Here is a 22632-nt window from a genome sequence, read left to right as displayed (position 1 = left end):
GGGTGGCGGCCCTTCGCCGGTCGTGCCTCACGGGGGTTGAGGCACGCGGGGTCGTGCCTCACGGGGGTCGAGGCACGAGGGTGGTGCCGCCCCCCGGGGGGAGGGGAGGCACGTGTGGCTTTTCGTTCGTGAGCGTGGGCGTGGGCGTGGGCGTGGGCGTGGGGTCAGGCGGCGGGGGCGGGGGCCAGGGACGTCTGCGGGTCCGAGAACGTGTCGCGCGGCACCCGGGGGACGGTGGCCTTGGCGAGGCCCGTCAGGGTCCTGCCCGGGCCGATCTCCATGAGGCGGTCGCAGGCCAGTTCCGTGGTGAGCGTGTGCAGGGTGTCCGACCACCGGACCGGTGCCGTGAGCTGGTGGCGCAGCAGTTCCGCCCAGTGCGGCCCGCCGCGGTGGGCGCGGGCGTCCACGTTGGAGACGACCGCCGAGTGGCCCGGCATGAACCGTGCCGTGGCGAGGGCCGCGGCGAAGGGCTCGACCGCCTCGGCCATCAGCGGGGTGTGGAAGGCCCCGCCGACCGTCAGTGCCACCACCTTCGCCGCCCCGGCCCGCTCCGCCGCGCGGGAGCAGCGCTCCACGTCGGCCGCGAGGCCGGCGATCACCGTCTGCTGCGGTGAGTTGAGGTTGGCCACCCACACCTGCCCGCCGTCGGCGTGGATCGCGTCGACCACGTGCTGGGCCCCGGCCGTGTCCAGGCCGAGGATCGCGGCCATCGCGCCGTCGGCGCGTTCGCAGGCGCTCTGCATCGCCGCGCCGCGCGCGACGATCAGGCGGACCGCGTCCTGGGGGTCCAGGATGCCGGCGGCGACGAGTGCGGAGTACTCGCCCAGGCTGTGTCCGGCGCACGCGCCGGGGAAGGCGGCCAGCGGGTGCTGGTGGCGCAGCTCCGTCAGTGCCACCAGGGCGAGGGTGAAGGTGGTCAGCTGGGCGTTGTCGGTGCGCCGCAGCGTCTCGGTGCCGGCGTCCAGCAGCAGGGACTCCATGTCCCGGCCGGCGGCCTCGGAGACCTCCGCCACCACGGACCAGCCGGGGGTGCGGTGCCAGGGCAGGCCCATGCCCGGACGCTGTGCTCCCTGGCCGGGGAACATGAGCGCGAGTCGGGTGCTCGTCATCGTCTTCCGTCTCCTTCCTGCGGCCGGGGGCGATGTGTCACTGCGCGGTGGGGAACGCGTCACCGTCCACTGACACGCGTTCCCCGTCGCCGGCGCCGGCGACTTTCCCATTCCCGGATTCCGCGGTCCGGATCGCATTGTTGCGATCCGTTGCTTTCTCCGGTGATGAAACCACCCCAACCACCCTCACCGGGGCGTGCGTTGCACTTGAGTGGTGGCTGAATGCGCCTTTGGAAGGGGGGGTGTTCCTTTGTGTTTCCCGGGGTGGTTCCGCGCGTCGGTCCGCTTATCGCGTACCGCCAGGCGGTTCCGGTCGTCCGGTCAGGCGACGGCCTGGCCGAGGAGCGCCAGATGTGCGCAGTGCTGCGTGACCATGAAGAAGCGGTACGGGCGCCGCCGTTGGTGGCGGTCGTCGTCCGCGCGGCCCGCGAGGGTCACGGCGGCCAGTGCGATCCCGCCGGCCAGGACCACGCAGGCGGTGGGCAGTTGCTCCGGTGCCCAGCGCAGCGCCCCGCCGGTGAAGAAGGCGCCGACGGCGCACGCGCCCGTCGCCACGAGGACGCGGGTGCGGCGCTCGCCGAGGGTCACGGCCCACGTCCGGCGGCCGGCGGCGGCGTCACCCTCGATGTCGGAGAAGTCCTTGGCGACCGCGCCGACCAGAGCCATCCACAGGGACATGGCCAGGGCCGTGAGGAGCAGGGCGGGTGAGCTGGGCGAGATGCCGAGCGCGAGGGGGCCGGCGGCGTAGGTCAGCAGCCCGGACAGGAACACCACGCCCATCGCGGCGGGCGTGCTGTTCTTCCAGACGGTGCGGGGTGCGGAGTAGGCGTATCCGAGCAGCAGCATCGCCGCGCACAGCAGCGACGGACCGGGACCGGCGCACACCGCGGACACCAGCGAGGCGACGGCCGCGCCGCGGGCGACGAGCAGTGCGGTGTGGCGGGGCAGCCGGCCGCTCGCTATCGGGCGGGCCGAACCGTTGACCTGGTCCTCGTGGTAATCCATGCAGCCGTTGTAGAGATAGGTGTAGAAGATGGCGCCGAACCATGCGAGGGAGCCGAACACCGCCTGGAGTACCGACCGCGCGCCGATGACCGGATCCGCCGCGAGTGCCAGTGCGAGACCGGCGAAATAGCGGAGCTGGAAGGCCATCAGAACGGCGGGGCGGGATTCTTCGATGCAGAGCCGCAGAATGCTTGGAATCCGGTACTTCGGACCACTGGGTGCAGTCACAGGCAGTGGCCGTATCGTCGCCATAGGCATGACCAGGAGCCTAGGCATCAGTAGGCCTGCCTGACTGTTCTGCAAATGAGCCATGCCTACCACTAAAGAGGCATGGAATACCGGTGGGTCGGATTCCGAATTACCCCGGTGCCGGAGTCGTGCGTCATCGCTCTGGTACGCCGGGCCACCGCCGAAGTGGACCCCCCGCCCGCCTCCCGCCCGCGCTTCGCTGGTGAGCAGGCGGGCGCCGTCCTTTCCGGCACCCCGCTTCCCGTTACGGGCCGTTGGCAGCCCTGGTCCGTTTCCGACCCCGGGAAGCCATCATGCGCACCCTGCTGTCCCCGTCCCTGTCCACACCCCTGTCCTCCTCCGTCCTTACCTCGGTCCTCGCACCTGGGGAGATCCATGTCTGGTCCGTCCCCCTGGACCGCGTCCCGCCCGAGGGTGCGGACGTGGTCCTCGATCCCGGCGAACGTGCCCGTGCGGCGCGGATACGCCACCCCGTCGCGCGGTGGCGCTACCGCTGCGCCCACCTCGCGCTGCGAACCGTGCTCGGCGGCTACCTCGGCGTCGCTCCCGGCCTGCCCCGCTTCACCCGCCGCTGCCCCGAACCGGAGGTGTGCGGCGAGTGCGGGCGCGGGCGGCCCGTGCTCGTGGAGGGGCCGTGGCCGGATCTCGGCTTCAGCCTGTCTCATTCCGGGTCGGCCGCCCTGGTGGGTGTGGCCGGCGAGCCGGGCGGTGTCGGCGTGGACGTCGAGCGGCTCCGCGCGGCCTTCGACTGGAGCCGGGTGCCCCTGGTGGGGGCACAGGACCGGATCGCCGGATTCCGCACCTGGACGGCTGTCGAGGCGGTGGGCAAAGCCGCCGGAACCGGTCTGCGCACACCCGTCTCGGTGGGCCCGCCGGATGCCGCCGGGCTGCGGCGCGCGCACCGTTCCGGGGATTCGTCCGAGTGGTATGTCCACGATGTGGACTGCCTCGATGGATATGTCGGCAGCATTGCCACCGCGATGCCCGAGGCCGTGGTAAGCGTTTTCGCATGGCCACCCGGCAACTCGTCTCAGAACGTGGGACACCAGGAGGCGTGTTGACATTCCGTAACCGTACGATGATGATCCGAGAGTCGGATTCTGGTGAGGGTGGGGGCTCTTTTGATGCATTCGGGTTTTATTGAATCCGATACGGCCGAACAACTTCTGTCCCGGACGCAGGAATTACTGTCCGACTACCGGGGCCGGCTCGAAAAGATCAAAAGCCCGTTGGTCGCTACGGAGGAGACCTGGCACACCTGTGCCCTGCAGGCCGAGCGGATCATCCGGGACTGCGCGGACAGCCTGCGGGACGGCCGTTCCGATGTGCGCGACCGGCTGATCCAGCAGGTCGAGGGCCTCGGGGTCAAGCGGGCGACGCAGGGCATCGACGCCGTGCACTCCATCCGTGCCGGGATGATCCTCTTCGAGATCGTCTTCGACGCGCTCGGCAGGGCGATGGTGGACTCCCCCACCGCGTTCGACGGCTTCCAGGCCGGAGTACGTACGTTGCAGCGGGGGATCGGCAGACGGCTGGAGGCCGGCGCGACCGGGCACGACACCTACCTGCTGAACACCGTGCGGGAGGTCAACGCGGCCAGTCAGCGCCAGCTCGCCCGCGAGATCCACGACCACCTCGGCAACCATGTCAGCCTCGCCCTGCGCCGGATAGAGCTGCACGAACTGACCTGGGAATCCAGCCCGCACGAGGTCGCCGCACGGATCGGTGCCGTCAAGGACACCCTCACCGAGTCCCTCGGCATCATCCGCGACCTGGTCACCCAGCTGCGCCGCGCCGACCGCGAGGGCACGCTGGAGTCGGCGTTCACCGCGTTCCTGGAGTCGATGGAAATCACCCCCTCCAAGGTGCGCATCCAGGTCAACGGCAGCGAGGAGTGGGCCCCGCAGGACGTGCTCGACGAGGTGTTCCTCGTGGTGCGCGAGTGCCTGCGCAACTCCCTGGCCCATGCCGAGGCCGAGCACGTGCTCGCCGCGGTGGACATCGCTCCGTACAAACTGCAGGCGCTCATCGAGGACGACGGTCGAGGCTTCGACGCCTCGGCCGTCGCCACGGCGGGCCGGGCCAACGGGATCGCCTCGGCCACCGAACGGGTCGAACTGCTGGGCGGGACCATCCTGTTCACCAGTGCCCCCGACGACGGCGGCACCCGGGTCACGATCACGATCCCCCTGATGGACCTTCCAGGTGATTCCGTTGAACGCGCGACCTGAGCTGATCCGCATCCTGGCGGCCGACGACCACACGCTGCTGCGTACGGCCCTGGCCGAGCTGCTCAACGCTGAGGACGACCTGCAGGTCGTCGCCCAGGCGAGCAGCGGACGGGCCCTGGCCGAGCTCGTGGAGCGGCACCAGCCGCACGTACTGCTCCTCGACGTGGAGATGCCGGACCACCATCCCAGGGCGGCGGTGCGCGGGCTGCTGGAACGATTCCCCGCCCTGCGGATCATCATCCTCACCATGTACGACGACCAGCCGCTCGTCCACGAACTGCTGCAACTGGGCGCGCGGGGCTATCTGCACAAGAGCGTCTCGCGGGCCGCGCTGCTGAGCGCGGTCCGCAACGCGGCCCGGGAGGACGACCAGATCACCATCCTGGTGCCGCGCTCGGGCTACACGGCGGGCGGTGACCAGGCGCACGACCAGGAAGCCGGCCCCGTGTCGCCGCGCGAGCGCGAGGTGCTGACGTGCGTCGCGGAGGCCATGAGCAACCGGCAGATCGCGGCCAGGCTCGGCATCACCGAAGGCACCGTCAAGCGCCATCTGCGCAACATCTTCGACAAGCTGGACGCGGTGTCGCGCATCGACGCGGTGAACAAGGCGCTGGCCCAGAAGCTGATCGCGGCCCCCCGGGGCCGTTCGATGCGCTGACACGTTGCGCTGACGTCGACGCGCTGATCTGACGCGTTGATTCGGTGCGCCGAGGGGCTCTCGGCCGCTCAGCGGCGGCGGGCTTCCTCGTACGACGCGCCGATCGCCGCCACGGCCTCGGAGATGCCCGTGAGGGGCAGCGAGCCGTAGCCCAGGAGGAGGCCCGGCTCGCCGGGCGGGCCGCCGAAGCGGAACGCCCCGCCGCTGCGGACCAGGACCGAGCGACGCAGGGCGCCGTGCACCACGGCCGCCTCGTCCGTGCCCGGGGGCAGTACGGCGTAACTGTGCAGACCGGCCGCGCAGCCGATGATCCGGGCCTCCGGCAGGGACTCGTGCACGGCCGCGGCCAGCGCCTCGCGGCGGGAGCGGTAGCGGGAGCGGACCCGGCGCAGGTGCCGGTCCAGCAGGCCGCTGCGCATCAACTCGGCGAAGGCCAGCTGGGTGAGGGTGTCGGAGCCCTGGTCCTGGCGGGAGCGGACCCGTTCCATCAGGGGGTACAGCTTCGGGGGTATCGCCAGCCAGCCCAGCCGCAGGCCGGGCACCAGGACCTTGCTCGTGGTGCCGGCGTACACCACCCGTTCCGGATCGCCCTCCTGCAGTGCGGTGGGCCTGACGCCGCGGTCGAACCAGAACTCGCCGTCGTAGTCGTCCTCGATGATCCAGCCGTCCCGGGCCCGCGCCCACGCCAGGAGCTGCCGGCGGCGCTCCGGCGACATCATGACGCCGGTCGGGAACTGGTGCGCGGGGGTGACCAGGACCGCGCGGGCGCCCGAGCGGTCCAGGGCCTCGACGACCAGGCCCTCCTCGTCGACCGGCACCGGCAGGGGCGTCAGTCCGGTGTCCAGGATGAAGCGGCGCTGTCCGCTGTGTCCGGGCTCCTCGATGGCCAGTTCGTGGATGCCGAGGCGCTGGAGGGAGTCGGAGAGCAGGGCCAGCCCCTGGGCGAATCCGGCGGTGACCATGACCTGGCCGGGTTCGGTGTGCACGGAGCGGACCCGGCCCAGATAGCCGGAGAGTTCGTTGCGCAGTTCGGCGATGCCGGCGACCGGGGGGTAGTCCATGCCTTCGCGGCCGACGTTCTGCAGCACCTTCGTATAGGAGTTGAGCCACTCCTGGCGGGGGAAGTTCGACAGGTTCGCTATGCCGACCCGCAGATCCCAGCGCGCGCTCGTCGCCGGACGGGAGTCCAGCAGGGACGTGTCGCCGATGCTGTCGGGCATCTTCCGGGCCACGTGGGTGCCCGATCCGCGGACCGCGTCCAGATAGCCCTCGGCGATCAGCTGCTCGTACGCCTCGACCACCACGCTACGGGAAAGTCCCAGGTCCAGGGCGAGTTGACGGCTCGACGGCAGTCGTGACCCCGGATGCAGGACCCGGTCCTCGACCCTCGTCTTGATGGCGTTCTGGAGCTGCGCGGTGAGCGGCACCGCCGAGTCCCGGTCCACTTGCACCGACAGATGCCAGGCCATCTGGTCTGCTCCGTCTCCCCCGCAGTGGTCTGGGTGGTCCCCCTCGCCCACTGGCCTACTTGATCACGCCAACGGCCTTTATTTATAGCACTCAGAGGGAGAACACCATGGTTGAAATGACTGGCGTACTCGCTCCCGTGATCCATGGGCGGGACGGCGCGAGCCTCTTCGACGAGAAGATCGAGCGCCGCACTCTGCGGGTGGGAATCGTCGGCCTCGGATACACCGGTCTGCCGCTCGGTCTCGGCTTCGCCACGGCCGGTCTTCCGGTCCTGGGGATGGACACCGACGCCGAGCGCGTCGGCCGGGTGGCGTCCGGCAGTTCCTACCTGCCGGATGTGAGCGACGCCGAACTGGCTTCGGTCGGCGCCCGGTTGAAGGCGACCACGGAGTCCGGCGAGCTGGCCGGCTCGGACGTCCTGATCGTCTGCGTGCCCACCCCCGTCACCGGTGACCAGCAGGCCAATCTCGACTACGTGCAGGCTGCGATGGACTCGGTGGCGCCGCTGCTGCGCCGCGGGACGCTGCTGATCCTGCAGTCCACGGTCCCGCCGGGCACCACGGCCGCCGCGGCGGCCGCCCTGGCCCGCGCCACCGGCCTGGAGCCGGGCACCGACTTCCACGTGGCGATGGCCCCGGAGCGGGTCGACCCCGCCAACACCAACGGATGGAACCTGGCGAACACCCCGAAGGTGGTGGGCGGCCTCACCGAGGAGTGCACGCGTCGCGCGGCGGCCCTGTTCGGGCTGGTCTGCGAGACGGTGGTCCCGGTGTCGCGGACCGAGGTCGCCGAGCTGTCGAAGGTCTTCGAGAACACCTTCCGCCTGGTCAACATCAGCCTCACGCTGGAACTGTCCGACCTGTGCAGGAAGTTGGACATACCCGTCCGCGAGGTGATCGACGCCGCGGCCACCAAGCCCTACGGGTTCCTCCCGCACTATCCGGGGCCGGGTGTGGGCGGGGAGTGCATCCCCGTCGACCCGCTGTTCCTGCGGGAGGCCGCGGACCGGGCCGGCACCGAGATGAAGCTGGTGGCCGCCGCGTTCGAGCGGGTGGAGCAGCGGCCCTGGCAGGTCGTGGAGCGGCTCGCGGAGCTCGTCGAGGCGCGCGGCTCCTCACTGCGGGGCGCCAAGGTGATGGTCGTCGGCGTCAGTTACAAGTCCGGCGTCGCCGATCTGCGCAACGCGCCCGCCCTGGACGTCATCCGGGGCCTGCGCGCCGCCGGGGCCATCGTCTCGTACCACGATCCGCTGGTCCCGGGCCTCGTCATCGACGGGGAGCCGGTCACCGCGGCCGACTGGGCGGTGGTGGAGCTGGCGCAGCTGGACGCGGCGGTGATGGTCACCTCCGTGCCCGGCCTGGAGCAGGACCTGCTGTGGGGCATTCCGCCGGTCGTCCTCGACACCCACAACAAGCTCACGGCGGCCAGCAATGTGGCGGTGCTGTGATGGCGGCCACCCTGCTCGCCGGCCGTGCGCTCCCCACCGTCACCCGGGACGCGGTCGCGGGTCGTACGGTGTCGGCCGAGGCGGCCCGGGCGGCGGTGGCGGAGCTGCTGGACGAGGCCACGGACGAGGTGGACGCCGCTGCCTTCCTGACCGCCGTCGCGGTGGGCGGGGCGACGCCGGTCCTGGTGGCGTCCGCGGTGGAGGCGGTGCTCGCGGTGGCCAGGCCGGTCGCCTGGACGGGCCCGGCGGTCGATGTGGTCGGCACCGGCGGTGACGGCAGCGGCTCGGTCAACATCTCCACGCTGGCCGGTCTCGTCGCGGCCTCGGCCGGGGCGACCGTGGCCAAGGCCGGTAACCGGGCGGCGACTTCGCAGTGCGGGAGCGCCGACCTGCTGGAGGCCCTCGGGATCGACCTCGACGCCGGGGAGCGCATCCCGGAGCTGCTGGCCGAGCACCGGTTCGCGTTCCTCTTCGCCCCCGCGCTCCATCCGGCGCTGCGGAGGCTGGCCCCGGTCCGCCGGCGGCTGGGCTTCCGCACCCTGTTCAACCTGTCCGGCCCGCTCGCCAACCCGGTCCCGCTGACCGGGCGGCTCATCGGCACGGCGACCCTGCAGGACCAGGAAGTCCTGGCGCAGGCCGCCCTGCTGCTCGGCCACCGGCGGACCTGGGTCATCCAGGGCTTCGACGGGATGGACGAACTGACCACCTCGGGCCCCGCGCGGGTGCTCCAGGTGGACGGCGGCACACTCACCGCGTTCACCATCGACCCGGCCGGGCTCCCGCTGCGGCCGGCGGGCCGCGCCGAGCTGGCGGGCGGTGACGCGGCACGCAACGCGGTCCTCTCCCGCCAGGTCCTGGGCGGGACGGCCCCCGGCCCGCTGCTCGACACCGTGCTGCTGAACGCGGCGGCCGTGCTCCACCTGGCCGGGCGCGCCGACGACATGGCGTCCGCGCTGACCCTCGCCCGGAACGCCGTGGAGCAGGGAGCCTCTGCCGCCCTTGCCGACCGGCTCGCCCGGGCCTCGGACACCGACCGGCCCGCCCGCACCACGATCACCGACCGGCTCGCCCGGACCCCGATCCACCCGACCGCCCCGACCACATCGGAGAACCGCTGATGGCCACCCACCTCGACGACATCGTCGCCGCCAAACGCGCCGCCTGGAGCGGCCCGGTGGCCGCGGACGCCGCCGCACGCGGCCGCAGGACGCCCGCCGCCCCCGGCCGGCTGGCCGCCGCGTTCCGCGGGGACGAGGTCTCGGTCATCGCCGAGATCAAGCCCAAGTCCCCCTCCAAGGGACAGCTGCTCGACCCCGCACAGGCCGTGCCCACGGCCCGGAGCTACATCGCGGGAGGCGCCTCGGCCATCTCCGTACTCGGTGACACCCCCTACTTCGGCGGCTCGCCCGAGCTGGTCCGTACCGTCGCCGAGCACCCCGACGTCACCGTCCCCGTCCTGTACAAGGACTTCCTGGTCGACGTCCGCCAGGTGACCCTCGCCCACGACACCGGCGCCGACGGCGTCCTGATCATCGCCCGCGCCGTCGACGACGCGCTCCTGACCGACCTGGTGCGCACCGCGCACGGGCTCGGCCTCGACGCCCTGGTGGAGACCTTCACCCAGGACGAGGTGGACCGGGCGCTGACCGCCGGCGCCCGCATCATCGGCATCAACAACCGGGACCTGCAGACCTTCTCGGTCGACCTGGACAACTCGGCCAGGCTGCGCCGCGACATCCCGCGCGGCGTGCTGACCGTCAGCGAGAGCGGTCTCGGCGGCCGCCCCGACATCGAACGCATCGCCGCGCACGGCTTCGACGCCGCGCTGATCGGCGAGTCCCTGCTCAGCAGCCCCGACCCCGCCGCGCAGCTGCGGTCCTACACCGGGGTCCAGATTCTGGAGGTGGCCTCGTGAACGGCCGATTCGGCGAGTACGGCGGACAGTTCGTCGCGGAGACCCTGGTGGGCCCGCTGCAGGAACTGGAGGAGGAGTACGAGAAGGCGCTGCTCGACCCGGAGTTCACCGCGGAGCTCGACAAGCTGCTGAAGATGTTCGTCGGCCGGCCCACGCCGATCACCGAACTGCACCGGCTCGGCGCCACGGAGAACGGCGTCAAGCTGTGGCTCAAGCGCGAGGACCTCACCCACACCGGCGCGCACAAGATCAACAACTCGATCGGGCAGGCGCTGCTCGCCCGCCGCCTCGGCAAGAAGCAGATCATCGCCGAGACCGGGGCCGGCCAGCACGGTGTGGCCGTGGCCGCCGCCTGCGCCTACCTCGGCCTCGACGCCACCGTCTACATGGGCCGGGTCGACGCCGAGCGCCAGGCCCCCAACGTGCAGCGGATGAAGCTGCTCGGTGCCCGCGTCGAGCTGGTCGACCTGGGCACGGCGACGCTGAAGGACGCCATCAACGCGGCGATCCGCGAGTGGATCGCGCGCCCCGACACCACCCACTACCTGCTCGGCTCGGTCGTCGGCCCGCACCCCTTCCCGACGATCGTGCGCAACTTCCAGTCGGTCATCGGCCGCGAGGCCCGCGCCCAGTTCCTGGAGGCGAACGACAAGCTGCCCGACGCGGTCGTGGCCTGTGTGGGCGGCGGCTCCAACGCGGCCGGCATGTTCAGCTCCTTCCTCGACGACCCGGTCCGGCTCGTCGGCGTACAGGCCGCCGGTGAGGGCAAGGGCGGACAGGGCGGCCACGCGGCACCGCTGCTCTACGGCGACCCCGGCGTGCTGCAGGGCACCCGCACCTATCTGCTGCAGGACGACGACGGGCAGATCCAGCTCACCCACTCCATCGCCCCCGGCCTGGACTACGCGGGCGTCGGCCCCGAGCACTCGCACTACAAGGACACCGGGAAGGTCGAGTACATCTCCGCCTCCGACAACGAGGCCCTGGACGCGTTCGTCGCGCTCAGCTCCCAGGAGGGCATCCTCCCGGCCCTGGAGTCCGCGCACGCGGTGGCCGGCGCCCTGAAGGTGGCCCGCCAGTGCGCACCCGGCTCCACCGTCCTCGTCAACCTCTCCGGCCGCGGCGACAAGGACCTCACCTCCGCCATGGCCGCCCTGAAGCAGCGTGAGGAGACCTCCTGATGAAGCGCATCGAACAGACCTTCACCGACAACCGCACCAAGGACGAGACCACCCTGGTCGCCTACATCACCTCCGGCTACCCGCTGCTCGGCGAGACCGTCGGCCTGATCTCCGCCGCGGTGGAGGCCGGCGCCGACGTGATCGAGCTCGGTGTCCCGTTCTCCGACCCGCTGGGCGACGGCCCGGTCATCCAGGCCACCGGACAGGCCGCTCTGGACACCGGCACCACCGCCGCCGCCACCCTCGACGTCGTCGCCGAGGCGCGCGCCGCCGGGGTCGAGGCGCCGATCGTGCTCATGGGCTACTGCAATCCGTTCCTGCGCTACGGCCTCACCCAGCTGTACGACGATGCCAGGTCGGCCGGTGTCGACGGGTTCGTCGTCCCCGACCTGCCGGTCAGCGAAGGCGCCGAATGGCTGGCGCAGGCCGAGGCGAACGAGCTGGGCCAGACGTTCTTCACCGCCCCCGGCAGCTCGGCCGAGCGCATCGCGGCCTCCGCCGCCGCCTCCCGCGGCTTCCTGTACGTCCTCGCCGCCAACGGCGTCACCGGGGTCCGCAAGGACCTGGACCCGGGCCTCGACTCCTATCTGGAGCGGGTGCGGGCGGCCGGCGACACCCCGATGGCCGTCGGGTTCGGCATCTCCCGGCCGGAGCACGTGGCGTCGCTGCACGGCAAGACGGACGGCGTGATCGTGGGCAGCGCGCTGCTCCAGGCCATCGGCGCCGCCCGGGACGCGGCCGGCCGCCGCCGGGCCGTCACCGGGCTGGTCTCCTCCCTCAAGGCGGCCACGCGATGAGTGACGCCACCGCCATCCCGTTCTTCAGCGGTGCCGCGTCCGCCCGCCGCGACCGGACCCGGCTGGAGGCCATGGTCCGCCAGGTCGCCGCCTCCGGCCGGTTCACCTCGGGGCCGGTCACCGCCGAACTGGAGGCCGCGATCGCCGACCGCACCGGCGCCCGGCACGCGGTGGCCGTCGCCAACGGGACCGACGCCCTCGTGATCCTGCTCCGGGCGGCGGGCATCGGCCCCGGCGACGAGGTGATCGTCCCGGCATACACCTTCTTCGCCACCGCGTCGTCCGTCCTGCACGTGGGCGCCGACCCGGTGCTGGTGGACGTGCTCCCAGGCAGCTACGCGATGGACCCGGAACGCGCCGAGGCCGCGATCACCGAGCGCACCAAGGCGATCATGCCGGTGCACCTGTTCTCGCAGATGGCCGACATGGAGGTGCTGAAGGACCTGGCCGACCGGCACGGGCTCCTCCTGCTGGAGGACAGCGCCGAGGGCATCGACATGTGGGCGGGCGGGGTGCACGCGGGCCTGTGGGGGAGCGGCGGGGTCCTCTCCTTCTTCCCCACCAAGACCCTCGGCTCGCTCGGCGACGCGGGCATGCTGCTCACGGACGACGACGAGCTCGCCGCGTGCGCCCGGCGGCTGCGCCTGCACGGCCAGGGCACGGACGGCGCGTACGCCACGGACGGCGCGTACGTCTACCAGGAGATCGGCTACAACAGCCGGTGCGACGAACTGCAGTCGGCGTTCCTGCTGCACCGCCTGGAGCGGCTGACCGAGGAGACCGGCCGGCGCGCCGAGCTGGCCGCCCGGTACGACCGGCTGCTCGCCCCGCTGGCCGGCACCGTGACGACCCCCTGGATGGCGCCCGCCAAGTCGCCCAGCAACCAGGTCTATTACGTGTACCTCATCGAGTGCGAGCGCCGGGACGAGCTGGCCGCGTACCTGGAGGAGCACGGGGTCGGCACGGAGGCGTACTACCCGCGCCCGCTCACCGAGCAGCCCCTGCTCGCCCCGCTGCCCGGCTCCCGCCACCCCGTCCCGGTGTCCGAGGCCGCCGCCCGGCGGGCCCTGGCGCTGCCCCTCTACCCCGATCTCACCGACCAGCAGGCCGACCGCGTCGCCGCTCTGGTCCACGCCTTCTACGGAGCCGCATCATGACCACCGTCGTCCCGTACTTCGACTGGCCCGCCCGCTCGGCCGACTGGGCCGACGACATCGTGGAGGTCTTCCAGGAGGTCGCCGAGAGCGACGAGTTCATCCTGAAGTCCCGGGTCGAGCGCCTGGAGGCGGAGATCGCCGGGCGCACCGGCGCCGCGCACGCGGTCGCCGTGGCCAGCGGCACCGGAGCGCTGACCGTGGTCCTGGCCGCGCTCGGTCTCGGCGACGGGGACGAGGTCGTCACCCCCGCCTTCTCCTTCGTCTCCACCGCCTCCACCGTCGCCCTGCGCGGGGCCCGCCCGGTCTTCGCCGACGTCGAGTACGAGACGGGTCTGCTCGACCCGGCCGCAGCCGAGGCCGCCGTCACCGCACGCACCCGGGCGCTGCTGCCGGCCTATCTGTTCAGCGGCTCGCCGAAGATGGGCGCCTTCGCGGAGATCGCCGCCCGGCGCGGACTGCACCTGGTCGAGGACAGCGCGATCGCGCTGGGCGCCGAGGTGGACGGCAAGCCCGCCGGCCGGCACGGGCACGCCGGGGTCTACTCCTTCTTCCCGGCGAAGCCCGCCGGTGGCATCGGCGACGCCGGGATGATCGTCACGGACGACCCCGACCTCGCCCGTACCGCCCGGATGCTGCGCAACCACGGCCAGCCCGCCGGCAAGCGCTTCTACCACGAGCTGCTCGGCTTCAACTGCCGCATGGACGAGCTGACCGCCGGCTTCCTGCTGCGCAAACTGCCGCACCTGGACCGGCTGCTGGAGCGGCGCCGCGAGATCGCCGCGCTCTACGAGGAGGGGCTGCGCCCGCTCGCCCCGGCGCTGCTGCCCCCGCCGGCCGGGTTCGAGGGGCGCTCCGTCTACACGTACGTGGTGCGCGCCCAGCAGCGCGAGGAGTTGCGCGGCTACCTGGCCGGCCAGGGCATCGAGACGGCCGTCTACTACCCGCGCCCCCTCCACCTGCAGCCCGCGTTCGCCCACCTCGGCCACCGGCCCGGGGACTTCCCGGTCGCCGAGCAGCTCTCCCGCGAGGCGCTCGCCCTGCCCCTGCACCCGGACATGGCACCGGGAGCGGCCGAACACGTCGTCGCCGCCGTCAACCGCTTCTACACGGCGGGGAGGTGAGCGCGGTGTCCGTACGAGACGCCCTGGCCATCACCGCCGACCGGCTGTGCGGCATCGGGGACGAGGCCGCTCCCGATCTGGCCGGCCAGCTGGCCATACACGACGAACTGGGCATGACCGCCATCGAGTTGCGCAACGTCGACGGGCGCGGACTGCACGAGCTGCCCGCCGGTGACGCCGCCGACCTCGCGCGGCGCACCATCGTCGCCGGTCTGCGGGTGCCGGTCGTGGACACCCCGGTGGGCTCCTGGTCCACCACCGTCGCCACCGGCATGGACGGCGAGCTGGCGACGCTGGAACGCTCCGCCAAGGCGGCGGCGCTGCTCGGCTGCGACCGGCTGCGCGTCATGTCGTACCCCAGCGACGGCCGGCCCGAGCGCGAGTGGCGCACCGAGTCGCTGCGCCGGATGCGGATGCTGGCCCGTGAGGCCGAGCGCCTGGGCGTGACCCTGCTGCACGAGAACTGCCAGGGCTGGGCCGGGCAGAGCGCCGCGCACACGGTGCGCATGCTGGAGGAGGTCGCGAGCCCCCGGCTGCGGCTGCTGTTCGACACCGGCAACGGGCTCGCGTACGGCTACGACTCCCTCGACTTCCTGCGGCGGGTGCTGCCGTGGGTGGAGCACGTGCACATCAAGGACGGCGTCCGCTCCGGCGGCCGGGCCGAGTTCACGATGCCCGGCGAGGGCACGGCCCACGTCGCCCGGTGCGTGGCCCTGCTGGAGGAGCACGGCTACCGCGGCCACTACAGCCTGGAGCCCCACCTGGCCCACATCCCGCACCTCGGGCTGTCGGGCGATCCGGCCGCACTCGCCGACGGCTACCGGGAGTACGCCCGGCGCTGCGCCGGGCTGCTCGGCATCGACACCACGGACACCCGGACGTACTGGGAGGAGAGCCACCATGGCTGAGACGGCCCGCACCACCCGCACCGACGGCGGCCTGGTGGCCGGTGACCTGGAGTGGCTGACCGAGCTGATGGCCGTCGACTCGGTGTCGCCCCTGGAGGGCGGCCCCCTGGACGGGGCGGCCCGCGCGCAGCGGATCTTCCTGGCCGGTGCCGTCGAGCGCGGCTTCCGCACCGTCCTGCACGGGCCGCCCGCGCCCGAACTGCTGGAGCGGCCCGAGGTGCCGGCCACGGTGCGGGAGGTGGCCGCCCGCAACCTCCCGGCGTTCCTGGCCGGGCAGCCCTCCGTGGTCGTCGCCCACGGGTCACCGCAGCCGCAGGAGCGGCGGCTCGTCGTCAACTTCCACATGGACACGGTCGGGCCGCACGTCCCGCCGCGCCTGGAGGGGCGGATGCTGCACGGCCGGGGGGCCGTGGACGACAAGGGCCCGGGTGTCGCCGCCGCGGCCGGGGTCGCCGCCGCCTTCGCCGAGGACCCGGGGCTGGACGGCCGCATCGAGGTGCAGATCGCCTCCGTGCCCGGCGAGGAGGGCGGCGCGATGGGCACCTACGGGACGCGTGCGCTGATCGACGCGGGGTACACCGGGCGCCTGATGGTGTTCGCCGAGCCGACCGGGAACACCTTCATGGACGGCTGCACCGCCGCGATGACGCCGCGGATCACGGTGACGGGCCAGGACTCCACCGACGACCACCCGGCGGACGGCCACAACGCCACCGTGCTGCTGGGCTTCCTCGCGGACTTCCTCGCCCGCCGGCTCGGGCCGCTCGCCCACGGCATGGGAGCCAAGCTCTGCGTGTCGGGCCTGCACACCGGCACCGCGCACAACCGGGTGTACGGGGGCGGGCAGTTGCTGCTCAACATCGCCTACCCGGCGACCGAGCAGGCCGAGCTGCTCGCCGCCTCCCTCGAAGTGCTGATCGAGGAGGCCCGTACCGAATTCGCCCATCTGCACGCCCACGACCCTTTCAGCCGCCGCACGGTGAAGGACTGGCGCCGGATCGTCCGGCTCGACTGGCTGAAGCAGGGCCTGCCCACGCTGAACAACCGCGACGCGGAGGCCGAACTCGTGCTCAACGAGGCCGGGTTCCTGCGCCATGACGGCCTCGCCGACGGCTCCGCGTTCACCTGCGACGCCATCTGGGCGCCAGGACCCGGCCGCTACGTCGTGGCCTGCGGGCCGGGCCGCCTGGACGCCAACGGGGCGCACACCGACGACGAGTTCGTCCATCTGGACGACCTCGACACGTACGCCCTGCGCATCAAGGACCTGGTGCACGCGTTCGCCGCCCGCACCGCCTGAACCCTCGACTCACCTCCCTACGAAACATACGAAACAGAGGACCTGCCATGACCGTCCGTGTTCCCCTCGCCGAGCTCACCTCCTTCGTCCACAACGTCCTCACGGAGTGCGGTCTGGACGCCGAGTCGGCCCGTACCGCCGCCGACGTCATCACGTACGCCGACGCGAACGGCTTCACCACCCACGGCACCAACGGGCTGGTGAACATCTACGCCCCCCGTCTGCTCGACGGCCGGATCGACGCCGGTGCCGCACCCCGCGTCGTCCAGGAGACCGCGGGAGCCGCCCTGCTCGACGGTGACCGCGGGCTCGGGCTGGTCACCATGGACCTGGCCATGGACATCGCCATGGCCAAGGCGCGGCAGACCGGCATCGGCATGGTCGCCGTACGCAACAGCACCCACTTCGGCAGCGCCGGCTACTACACCCAGAAGGCGGCGGCCGCCGGGCTGATCGGTATCGCCATGACGAACTGCGGCGCCCAGGGCGTCGCCCCGCCGCTCGGCGGCACCGTGCGGATGCTCGGCACCAACCCGCTCAGCGCGGCCGTCCCGGTGACCGAGGGTGCGCCCTTCGTCCTCGACATGAGCACCACCGTGGTCGCGACCGGAAAGATCAAGGCCGCCCACCGGGAGGGCCAGGAGGTCCCGCAGGAGTGGCTGGTCCGCCACGACGGCACCCCGACCTCGGACCCGGCCGACTTCATGGCCGAGGAGGCGGACGTCGCCTGGCTCGGCGGGCCCGCCGCGACCGGTGGCGCCAAGGGCTTCGGGCTCGCCCTGCTGGTGGACCTGCTGTGCGGCCCGCTCTCCGGCGCCGCGTACGGCCCTCGCCCCGGCGTGCTGAAGGGCGAACCGGCGGGCGACGACAACGTCGGCCACACGGCGATCGTGATCGACCCCTCGGCCTTCGGCTCCGCCCGGGCGATCGCCGCCGAGAACCGCATCCTGCTCGACACGGTCGCGAACTCCCCGGCCGCCGCCTACGCGACGCGCGGCGTCACCTACCCGGGCGCTCCCGAGGCACAGCGGTACGCGCGGTCCCAGCGCGACGGCGTCGAGCTGCCGGGGCCGGTGGCCGCGGGCCTGGCCGCGCTCGCCGAGCAGCTTTCGGTCCAGGCGCCCGCCGCGCTGACCGGCCGGACCCTCCAGCCGGCCGCCTGACGTCTCAGACACACGACCATCCACCATCCACGCGTCACGGAAGGGACCGAACCATCATGCGTATCGGAGTGATCGGAGTGGGCGTCATCGCCCCCTTCTTCCTGCAGGCCATCGAGGACGACCCGGAGCTGCGACTGACCGCCGTCTGCGACCTCGACCGGGGGAAGCTGACCGGGTTCGCGCCGGGGACCGTCATGTTCACCGACCACCGTGACCTCCTGGCCTCCGGGCTGGTGGACGGTGTCGTCGTCACCCTGCCCAACCACGCCCACGCCCCGGTCGTGGCGGACGCCCTGCGGGCCGGTGTCCACGTCTGCTGCGAGAAGCCGCTGACCGTGCACGCCGCGGACGCGCACCGCCTGATAGGGCTGGCCGACGAGCACGCCACGACCCTGTTCACCGCCTTCCACCGCCGCTACAACACCCATGTGCGGGACCTGGCGGACCGGCTGCCGGAGCCCGCGCTCATCTCGCACGTCACCAGCCGCTACCAGGAGAAGATCGAGGAGCACACCGGCGCCGACCGCTGGTACCAGGACCTCGACCGCTGCGGCGGCGGCTGCATCATCGACAACGGCCCCAACGCCCTGGACGCCCTGGAGACGGTGCTCGGCCCCCTCACGCTGACCGACGCGACGATCGGGGAGGTCAGGTCCGGCGTCGAGTTCTGCGCCGAACTGAGCCTGGCCACCGCCGACGGCATCCCGGTCCAGGTGGACCTGGACTGGGCCCTGGAGACCGGTGAGCGCAAGGACATCACCGTCCACCTCAAGGACGGCCGCGAGCTGCACGCCGACATGCTGGACGGCTTCGAGGCGTTCAAGTCCTCCCTCGACCACGAGTACGCGGGCATCATGGCGGACTTCCACCGGGTGGTGCGGGACGGCCGGAGCGAGCCGGACCGGGGGCCGCACATCGTCGACCTGGTCGAGGAGGCGTACGGCATCGGCCGGACCAAGGAGCAGCGGCTGCGGATGTCCGCCAAGGAACCGGTTTCGGCCCATCTCGTGAAGCTGCTGTTCCACCGCCGTACGGACCGGGGGATGCGGCTGTCGCCCTGGCAGTCGCGCTGTGTGCGGGCCGGCGACGTGCACGAGCTGGTCACCACCACCGACCGGCCCTCCACCACCGGGGACCGCGTCGACCACGTGGGGTTCCTGGGCTTCGCCGAGTTCCCCACCGGCACGGTGATCGACCGGGGCGACGTGGTCTCGGGCCCGAACGGACCGATCGGAAGGGTGGCCGGATTCGACGAGTGCCACGCGCCGAACCACTACAACATCCTCATCGACACCGAACGCGTCCTCACCGCAGAGGACCTGGACCTGCACACGCTGGACACCTTCACCTTCTCCGGAGGAACCCGATGACCACCGCACAGGGCACGCCCACCTTCCGCAAGGTCTCCGTGACGCCCGAGGCCCGCGCACTCGTGCCCGGCGTCCAGGTCCTGACCCTGGAGGCGCAGATCCCCGCCGCCGGCCCCGCACCGGCCGACGAGGTCTGGGCCGAGGCGCACGCGCAGTGGACCGGGGCGAGCCGCGCCGAGGTGCGCGCGGCCCCGAACGTCACGGCCTACCGGGAGCTGAGCCGCATGCTGGGCAGCCACCCCGACAAGCGGCCGCCCTCCGTGCAGGCGCTGATCGACCGGGGGCTGCGCGCCAAGCCGCTCGGCTCCTGGCCGAAGATCAACCCGGCCGTCGACGCGGTCAACGCGGTGGCGGTACGCACCCTCGTCGCGCTCGGCCTGTTCGACCGGGACATGATCGAGGGCGAGGTGGCGCTGCGGCTGACCGACGGCACCGAGGAGTTCACCGCACTCGGAGCGGACGGCCCGGTGACCCTGGAGGCGGGCGGGCTCGTCCTCGCCGACGAGAAGCGCGTGCTGTCGCAGTTCGCCCACCGGGACGGCGTGCACCAGGCGGTGACCGCGGGGACCCGCCGGGTGCTGCTGCTGGCCTGTTCGGTCCCCGGCGTCGACGAGGACACCTGCCGGGACGCCCTGCTGGAAGCCGCCGGACTGCTGGGCGGCGCCGCGCGGTAGAGGCGGATCCGGGGGTCTCCCGGGCGGGCCGGTCAAGTGGTCCGCCGCCGCCCCGGAACAGTGGACTGCCGGGCGGGTACGCGCAGTTGGTTGGCTGGAAGCACGTCGCCGACCGACCCCCGTACCGAAAAGAGACCGCCCACGATGACCATGACCGCCGTCGAGCCCGCCGCAGCACCACCCCGGGCGGTCGCCGCACCCCTGCGGGTGACCGTGGCCCGCACACCGCTGCCGCCGCACGCCCCGCTCGCCCTGGGCGCCGAGCTGCGCCGGCTGCTCGGCGAGGACCAGGTGTTCCTCTTCGAGAGCCTGGCCGGCCCCGACGAGGACTGCCGCTTCGCCGCCGTCGGCGCCGAGGCTCTGGCCCGGATCACCGTGCGGGACGGACAGGCCGTCGTGGATGGCCTGCCGGAGCTGGTGGACCGGCTGCGCCCCCTCGCCGACCGTGCCCGCGACGGCGTCCGGCACCTGCTGGAGGCCGCGAACGGGGCCTTCGCCGTGGAGACCGACGTACCGCTCGACACGTACGCCTTCGGGTTCCTCGCCGTGCTCGGATACGAGGCCGCCTGGCACCTGGAGCAGCTGCCGCCACGCGCTCCCGGCCATGACCCGGAGATCACCCTCACGCTCTTCCGGCACGTCGTCACCTACAACCTCGCGACCGGCGAGAGCCATCAACTCCATGCGAGCGCCGCTGAGTTCGGTGCCGGCGGCCTGCTGGGCGACGATCTCTCCACCCTCGTACGCACCCTGCCGGACGGGGCCGAACCCCCCGTGCCGCCCGCTCCCCGGCCGTACGCCGTGCGACGCACCGTGCGCCGGGAGGTGTTCACGGAGCGGGTGCGCCGCTGCCTGGAACACATCAGGGCGGGCGACGTCTACCAGATCCAGATCGGCCACCGCATCGAGGTGACGACGCCCCTGCCGGCGATCGACGCCTACCGCCGGCTGCGCCGGAGCAACCCCTCGCCGTACATGTACCTGGTGCCGTGGGCGGGAAAGACGCTGGTCGGGGCCAGCCCCGAACTGCTGCTGCGGATCGAGGGCCGGACCCTGGCGATGCGGCCCATCGCCGGCACGATCGCGCGGGCCGCCGACCCCGCCGAGGACGCCCGCCGGGTCGCCGCGCTGCACGCCGACGAGAAGGAACGCGCCGAGCACATCATGCTGGTCGACCTGTGCCGCAACGACGTGGCCCGGGTCTGTTCGCCGGGCACCCTCGCCGTCGGACAGATGATGGCCGTCGAGCACTTCGCCCAGGTCCACCACCTCGTCTCCACGGTCCGCGGCGAGCTCGCCGACGGCGCCGACGTCTGGTCCGCCCTGCGCGCCACCTTCCCCGCCGGCACCATGACCGGGGCGCCCAAGGTCCGCGCCATGGAGCTGATCCAGGAGATCGAGGGCCGGCCGCGCGGCGCCTACGCGGGCGCGCTGGGCCTGATCGACGTACGCGGGCAGGCGGCGACCCTCGCCCTGTGTATCCGTACCGCCGTCCACGACCCCGACACCGGGACGTACGCGCTGCAGGCGTCCGCCGGGGTCGTCGCCGACTCCTCGGCCGACGGCGAATGGCGCGAGACGCTGATCAAGATGAGTGCGGTGTACGCCGCCCTGACGGGCGAGGTGCTGAGCGCATGAGGATCCTGCTCGTCGACGCACGCGACAGCTTCGTCCACATCATCGACCACTACCTGCGGGAACAGGGCGCCCACACCGACGTCGTCACCGCGCTCGCCCACGCCCCGGACGAGCTGGACGCCCTTCGCCCCGACGCGGTGGTCCTCGGCCCCGGCCCGGGGCACCCGGCCGACTCCGGCCACCCGGAACTCGTACGCCACTTCGCCGGACGCGTCCCGCTGCTCGGGATCTGCCTGGGCCACCAGGCCATCGGACTCGCCTACGGCGGCCGGATCGAACGGGCGGCGCGCATCGTGCACGGCAAGACCAGCCGCCTCGACCACGACGGCTCCGGGGTCTTCGCGGGGCTCGCCGACGGCACCGAGGTCACCCGCTACCACTCACTGGCCGTCGCCGACCCGCTGCCCGACGCGCTCACGGTGACCGCGCGGGCCCGCGAGGACGGCTGCGTGATGGGGCTGCGCCACCGCCGGCTGGCCGTCGAGGGCGTGCAGTTCCACCCCGAAAGCATCACCACCCAGACCGGATCCGCCTTCATCGCCAACTTCCTCGAAGGGATACAGCCATGGTCGACCACGGTCCCTGGGCGTCGATAGCCGCCCTCAACGGCTCCGAACGACCCGACGGGCTCACCGGAAGGGTGCTGCGCATGCTCGCCGCCCAGGCCGCCGAGCACGGCGTACACCTCGACGTCATCCCGCTCGCCGAGTACGACATCACGCCCTGCGGTCCGTGCGGCGACTGCAACGTCCGGCCGCTGCCGTGTGCGGTCGACGACGACGTCCCGGCCCTGGTGGACCGCCTCGTGCGGGCCGACGGGGTGCTGTACGCGGCGCCGGTCCACGGCTTCGGGCTGGCGGGCGTGATGCAGAACTTCATCGAGCGGGCCGGGGTCGGACACCTGCGCTTCGACCGCCCGCTCGCCAACAAGGTGGCCGGGGTGGTGGTCACCGGCCGCCGCTACAGCCACGACCGGGTCTACGGACAGCTCATCGACAACGTCCTGCTCAACCGGATGATCGTGCCTGGCAGCGGCTTCCCCGCCTTCGTGCACGACCAGTTCGCGCCCGGCGAGGACGAGGAGGGCCTCGCCGCCGCGCGGGGGCTCATCGACCGCATGATCGACCTGCTGCGGCTCCTGCTCCTGCCGCACGGCGGCCGCGGGGACACCGCACGGCTGCTGTCGCTGCCCCGCAACGAAAGGGCCGGACTGCTCAGCCCCACGGGGTGAACAGCCCG

Annotated in this window: 21 protein-coding genes; 18 read left to right on the top strand and 3 right to left on the bottom strand. The window is 72.5% G+C overall.

All coding sequences use genetic code 11. From position 1 onward, the window contains the following. Positions 1–164 precede the first annotated feature (164 nt). Both ACFYPA_RS28170 and ACFYPA_RS28165 read right to left on the bottom strand, forming a co-directional pair. A complete protein-coding gene (locus ACFYPA_RS28170; RefSeq protein WP_359320080.1) occupies positions 165–1109 on the bottom strand; it encodes an ACP S-malonyltransferase in 945 nt (314 codons plus the stop codon). 321 nt (positions 1110–1430) lie between these two features. Beyond that, the gene (locus tag ACFYPA_RS28165; RefSeq protein WP_389134892.1) at positions 1431–2342 is read right to left on the bottom strand and encodes a UbiA family prenyltransferase; all 912 of its coding nucleotides are present in this window, start codon (positions 2340–2342) and stop codon (positions 1431–1433) included. 314 nt (positions 2343–2656) lie between these two features. On the opposite strand from ACFYPA_RS28165, the gene ACFYPA_RS28160 reads away from it, so the two are divergent. The 3 genes from ACFYPA_RS28160 (at position 2657) to ACFYPA_RS28150 (ending at position 5252) form a co-directional block, all read left to right on the top strand. Further along, positions 2657–3424, top strand: a complete 768-nt coding sequence (locus ACFYPA_RS28160; RefSeq protein ID WP_359320083.1) for a hypothetical protein — start codon at positions 2657–2659, stop codon at positions 3422–3424. 168 nt (positions 3425–3592) lie between these two features. After that, positions 3593–4594, top strand: a complete 1002-nt coding sequence (locus ACFYPA_RS28155) for an ATP-binding protein (RefSeq protein ID WP_359086039.1) — start codon at positions 3593–3595, stop codon at positions 4592–4594. Continuing rightward, positions 4578–5252 (top strand): response regulator transcription factor, encoded by a 675-nt coding sequence (locus ACFYPA_RS28150; protein WP_359086040.1) that lies wholly within the window; start codon positions 4578–4580, stop codon positions 5250–5252. The genes ACFYPA_RS28155 and ACFYPA_RS28150 overlap by 17 nt, the downstream gene beginning before the upstream one ends. A 68-nt stretch (positions 5253–5320) precedes the next feature. Here the strand turns inward: ACFYPA_RS28150 and ACFYPA_RS28145 are convergent, their stop codons facing one another. Continuing rightward, a complete protein-coding gene (locus ACFYPA_RS28145; RefSeq protein ID WP_359086041.1) occupies positions 5321–6721 on the bottom strand; it encodes a PLP-dependent aminotransferase family protein in 1401 nt (466 codons plus the stop codon). A 107-nt stretch (positions 6722–6828) separates the two neighbouring features. Here ACFYPA_RS28145 and ACFYPA_RS28140 point away from each other — a divergent pair, with 107 nt between their 5' ends. From ACFYPA_RS28140 to ACFYPA_RS28070, 15 genes are all read left to right on the top strand, one after another. Continuing rightward, positions 6829–8169: a nucleotide sugar dehydrogenase gene (locus ACFYPA_RS28140; protein WP_359086043.1), complete on the top strand. Its 1341-nt coding sequence runs from the start codon at positions 6829–6831 to the stop codon at positions 8167–8169. Further along, positions 8169–9287: an anthranilate phosphoribosyltransferase gene (gene trpD, locus ACFYPA_RS28135; RefSeq protein WP_359354676.1), complete on the top strand. Its 1119-nt coding sequence runs from the start codon at positions 8169–8171 to the stop codon at positions 9285–9287. The genes ACFYPA_RS28140 and trpD overlap by 1 nt, the downstream gene beginning before the upstream one ends. Then, positions 9287–10084: an indole-3-glycerol-phosphate synthase gene (locus ACFYPA_RS28130; RefSeq protein ID WP_389134887.1), complete on the top strand. Its 798-nt coding sequence runs from the start codon at positions 9287–9289 to the stop codon at positions 10082–10084. The genes trpD and ACFYPA_RS28130 overlap by 1 nt, the downstream gene beginning before the upstream one ends. Beyond that, positions 10081–11265 (top strand): tryptophan synthase subunit beta, encoded by a 1185-nt coding sequence (gene trpB, locus ACFYPA_RS28125; RefSeq protein ID WP_359086047.1) that lies wholly within the window; start codon positions 10081–10083, stop codon positions 11263–11265. Before ACFYPA_RS28130 ends, trpB begins: the two co-directional genes overlap by 4 nt. Then, a complete protein-coding gene (gene trpA / locus ACFYPA_RS28120; protein WP_359086048.1) occupies positions 11265–12062 on the top strand; it encodes a tryptophan synthase subunit alpha in 798 nt (265 codons plus the stop codon). Before trpB ends, trpA begins: the two co-directional genes overlap by 1 nt. Further along, complete coding sequence (locus ACFYPA_RS28115; protein ID WP_389134884.1) at positions 12059–13219, top strand: DegT/DnrJ/EryC1/StrS family aminotransferase; 1161 nt, start codon at positions 12059–12061, stop codon at positions 13217–13219. Before trpA ends, ACFYPA_RS28115 begins: the two co-directional genes overlap by 4 nt. Then, complete coding sequence (locus tag ACFYPA_RS28110; protein ID WP_359086050.1) at positions 13216–14340, top strand: DegT/DnrJ/EryC1/StrS family aminotransferase; 1125 nt, start codon at positions 13216–13218, stop codon at positions 14338–14340. The genes ACFYPA_RS28115 and ACFYPA_RS28110 overlap by 4 nt, the downstream gene beginning before the upstream one ends. Before the next feature lie 5 nt (positions 14341–14345). Next, entirely contained in the window at positions 14346–15248 is a 903-nt protein-coding gene (locus tag ACFYPA_RS28105; protein ID WP_359086052.1) for a sugar phosphate isomerase/epimerase family protein, read from the top strand. Then, positions 15241–16548 (top strand): M20/M25/M40 family metallo-hydrolase, encoded by a 1308-nt coding sequence (locus ACFYPA_RS28100; protein WP_359086054.1) that lies wholly within the window; start codon positions 15241–15243, stop codon positions 16546–16548. The genes ACFYPA_RS28105 and ACFYPA_RS28100 overlap by 8 nt, the downstream gene beginning before the upstream one ends. A gap of 47 nt (positions 16549–16595) precedes the next feature. Further along, complete coding sequence (locus ACFYPA_RS28095) at positions 16596–17711, top strand: Ldh family oxidoreductase (RefSeq protein ID WP_359086056.1); 1116 nt, start codon at positions 16596–16598, stop codon at positions 17709–17711. Positions 17712–17767: 56 nt separating this feature from the next. Next, complete coding sequence (locus ACFYPA_RS28090; RefSeq protein ID WP_359086058.1) at positions 17768–19081, top strand: Gfo/Idh/MocA family oxidoreductase; 1314 nt, start codon at positions 17768–17770, stop codon at positions 19079–19081. Further along, a complete protein-coding gene (locus ACFYPA_RS28085; protein ID WP_359354682.1) occupies positions 19078–19755 on the top strand; it encodes a phenylalanine--tRNA ligase beta subunit-related protein in 678 nt (225 codons plus the stop codon). Before ACFYPA_RS28090 ends, ACFYPA_RS28085 begins: the two co-directional genes overlap by 4 nt. Positions 19756–19899: 144 nt before the next feature. Next, positions 19900–21393 carry an anthranilate synthase component I family protein gene (locus tag ACFYPA_RS28080; RefSeq protein WP_359086061.1) on the top strand — a complete coding sequence of 498 codons (1494 nt, stop codon included), beginning with the start codon at positions 19900–19902 and terminating at the stop codon, positions 21391–21393. Next, complete coding sequence (locus ACFYPA_RS28075; RefSeq protein WP_359086063.1) at positions 21390–21989, top strand: aminodeoxychorismate/anthranilate synthase component II; 600 nt, start codon at positions 21390–21392, stop codon at positions 21987–21989. Before ACFYPA_RS28080 ends, ACFYPA_RS28075 begins: the two co-directional genes overlap by 4 nt. Continuing rightward, positions 21959–22624: an NAD(P)H-dependent oxidoreductase gene (locus ACFYPA_RS28070; RefSeq protein ID WP_359354686.1), complete on the top strand. Its 666-nt coding sequence runs from the start codon at positions 21959–21961 to the stop codon at positions 22622–22624. The genes ACFYPA_RS28075 and ACFYPA_RS28070 overlap by 31 nt, the downstream gene beginning before the upstream one ends. The last annotated feature ends 8 nt before the right edge of the window (positions 22625–22632 follow it).

The organism is Streptomyces sp. NPDC005775 (assembly GCF_042871565.1).
Taxonomy (GTDB): Bacteria; Actinomycetota; Actinomycetes; order Streptomycetales; family Streptomycetaceae; genus Streptomyces.
Note: the sequence above shows the minus strand (reverse complement) of the source record. Positions and strands in the feature narration are given on the sequence as shown.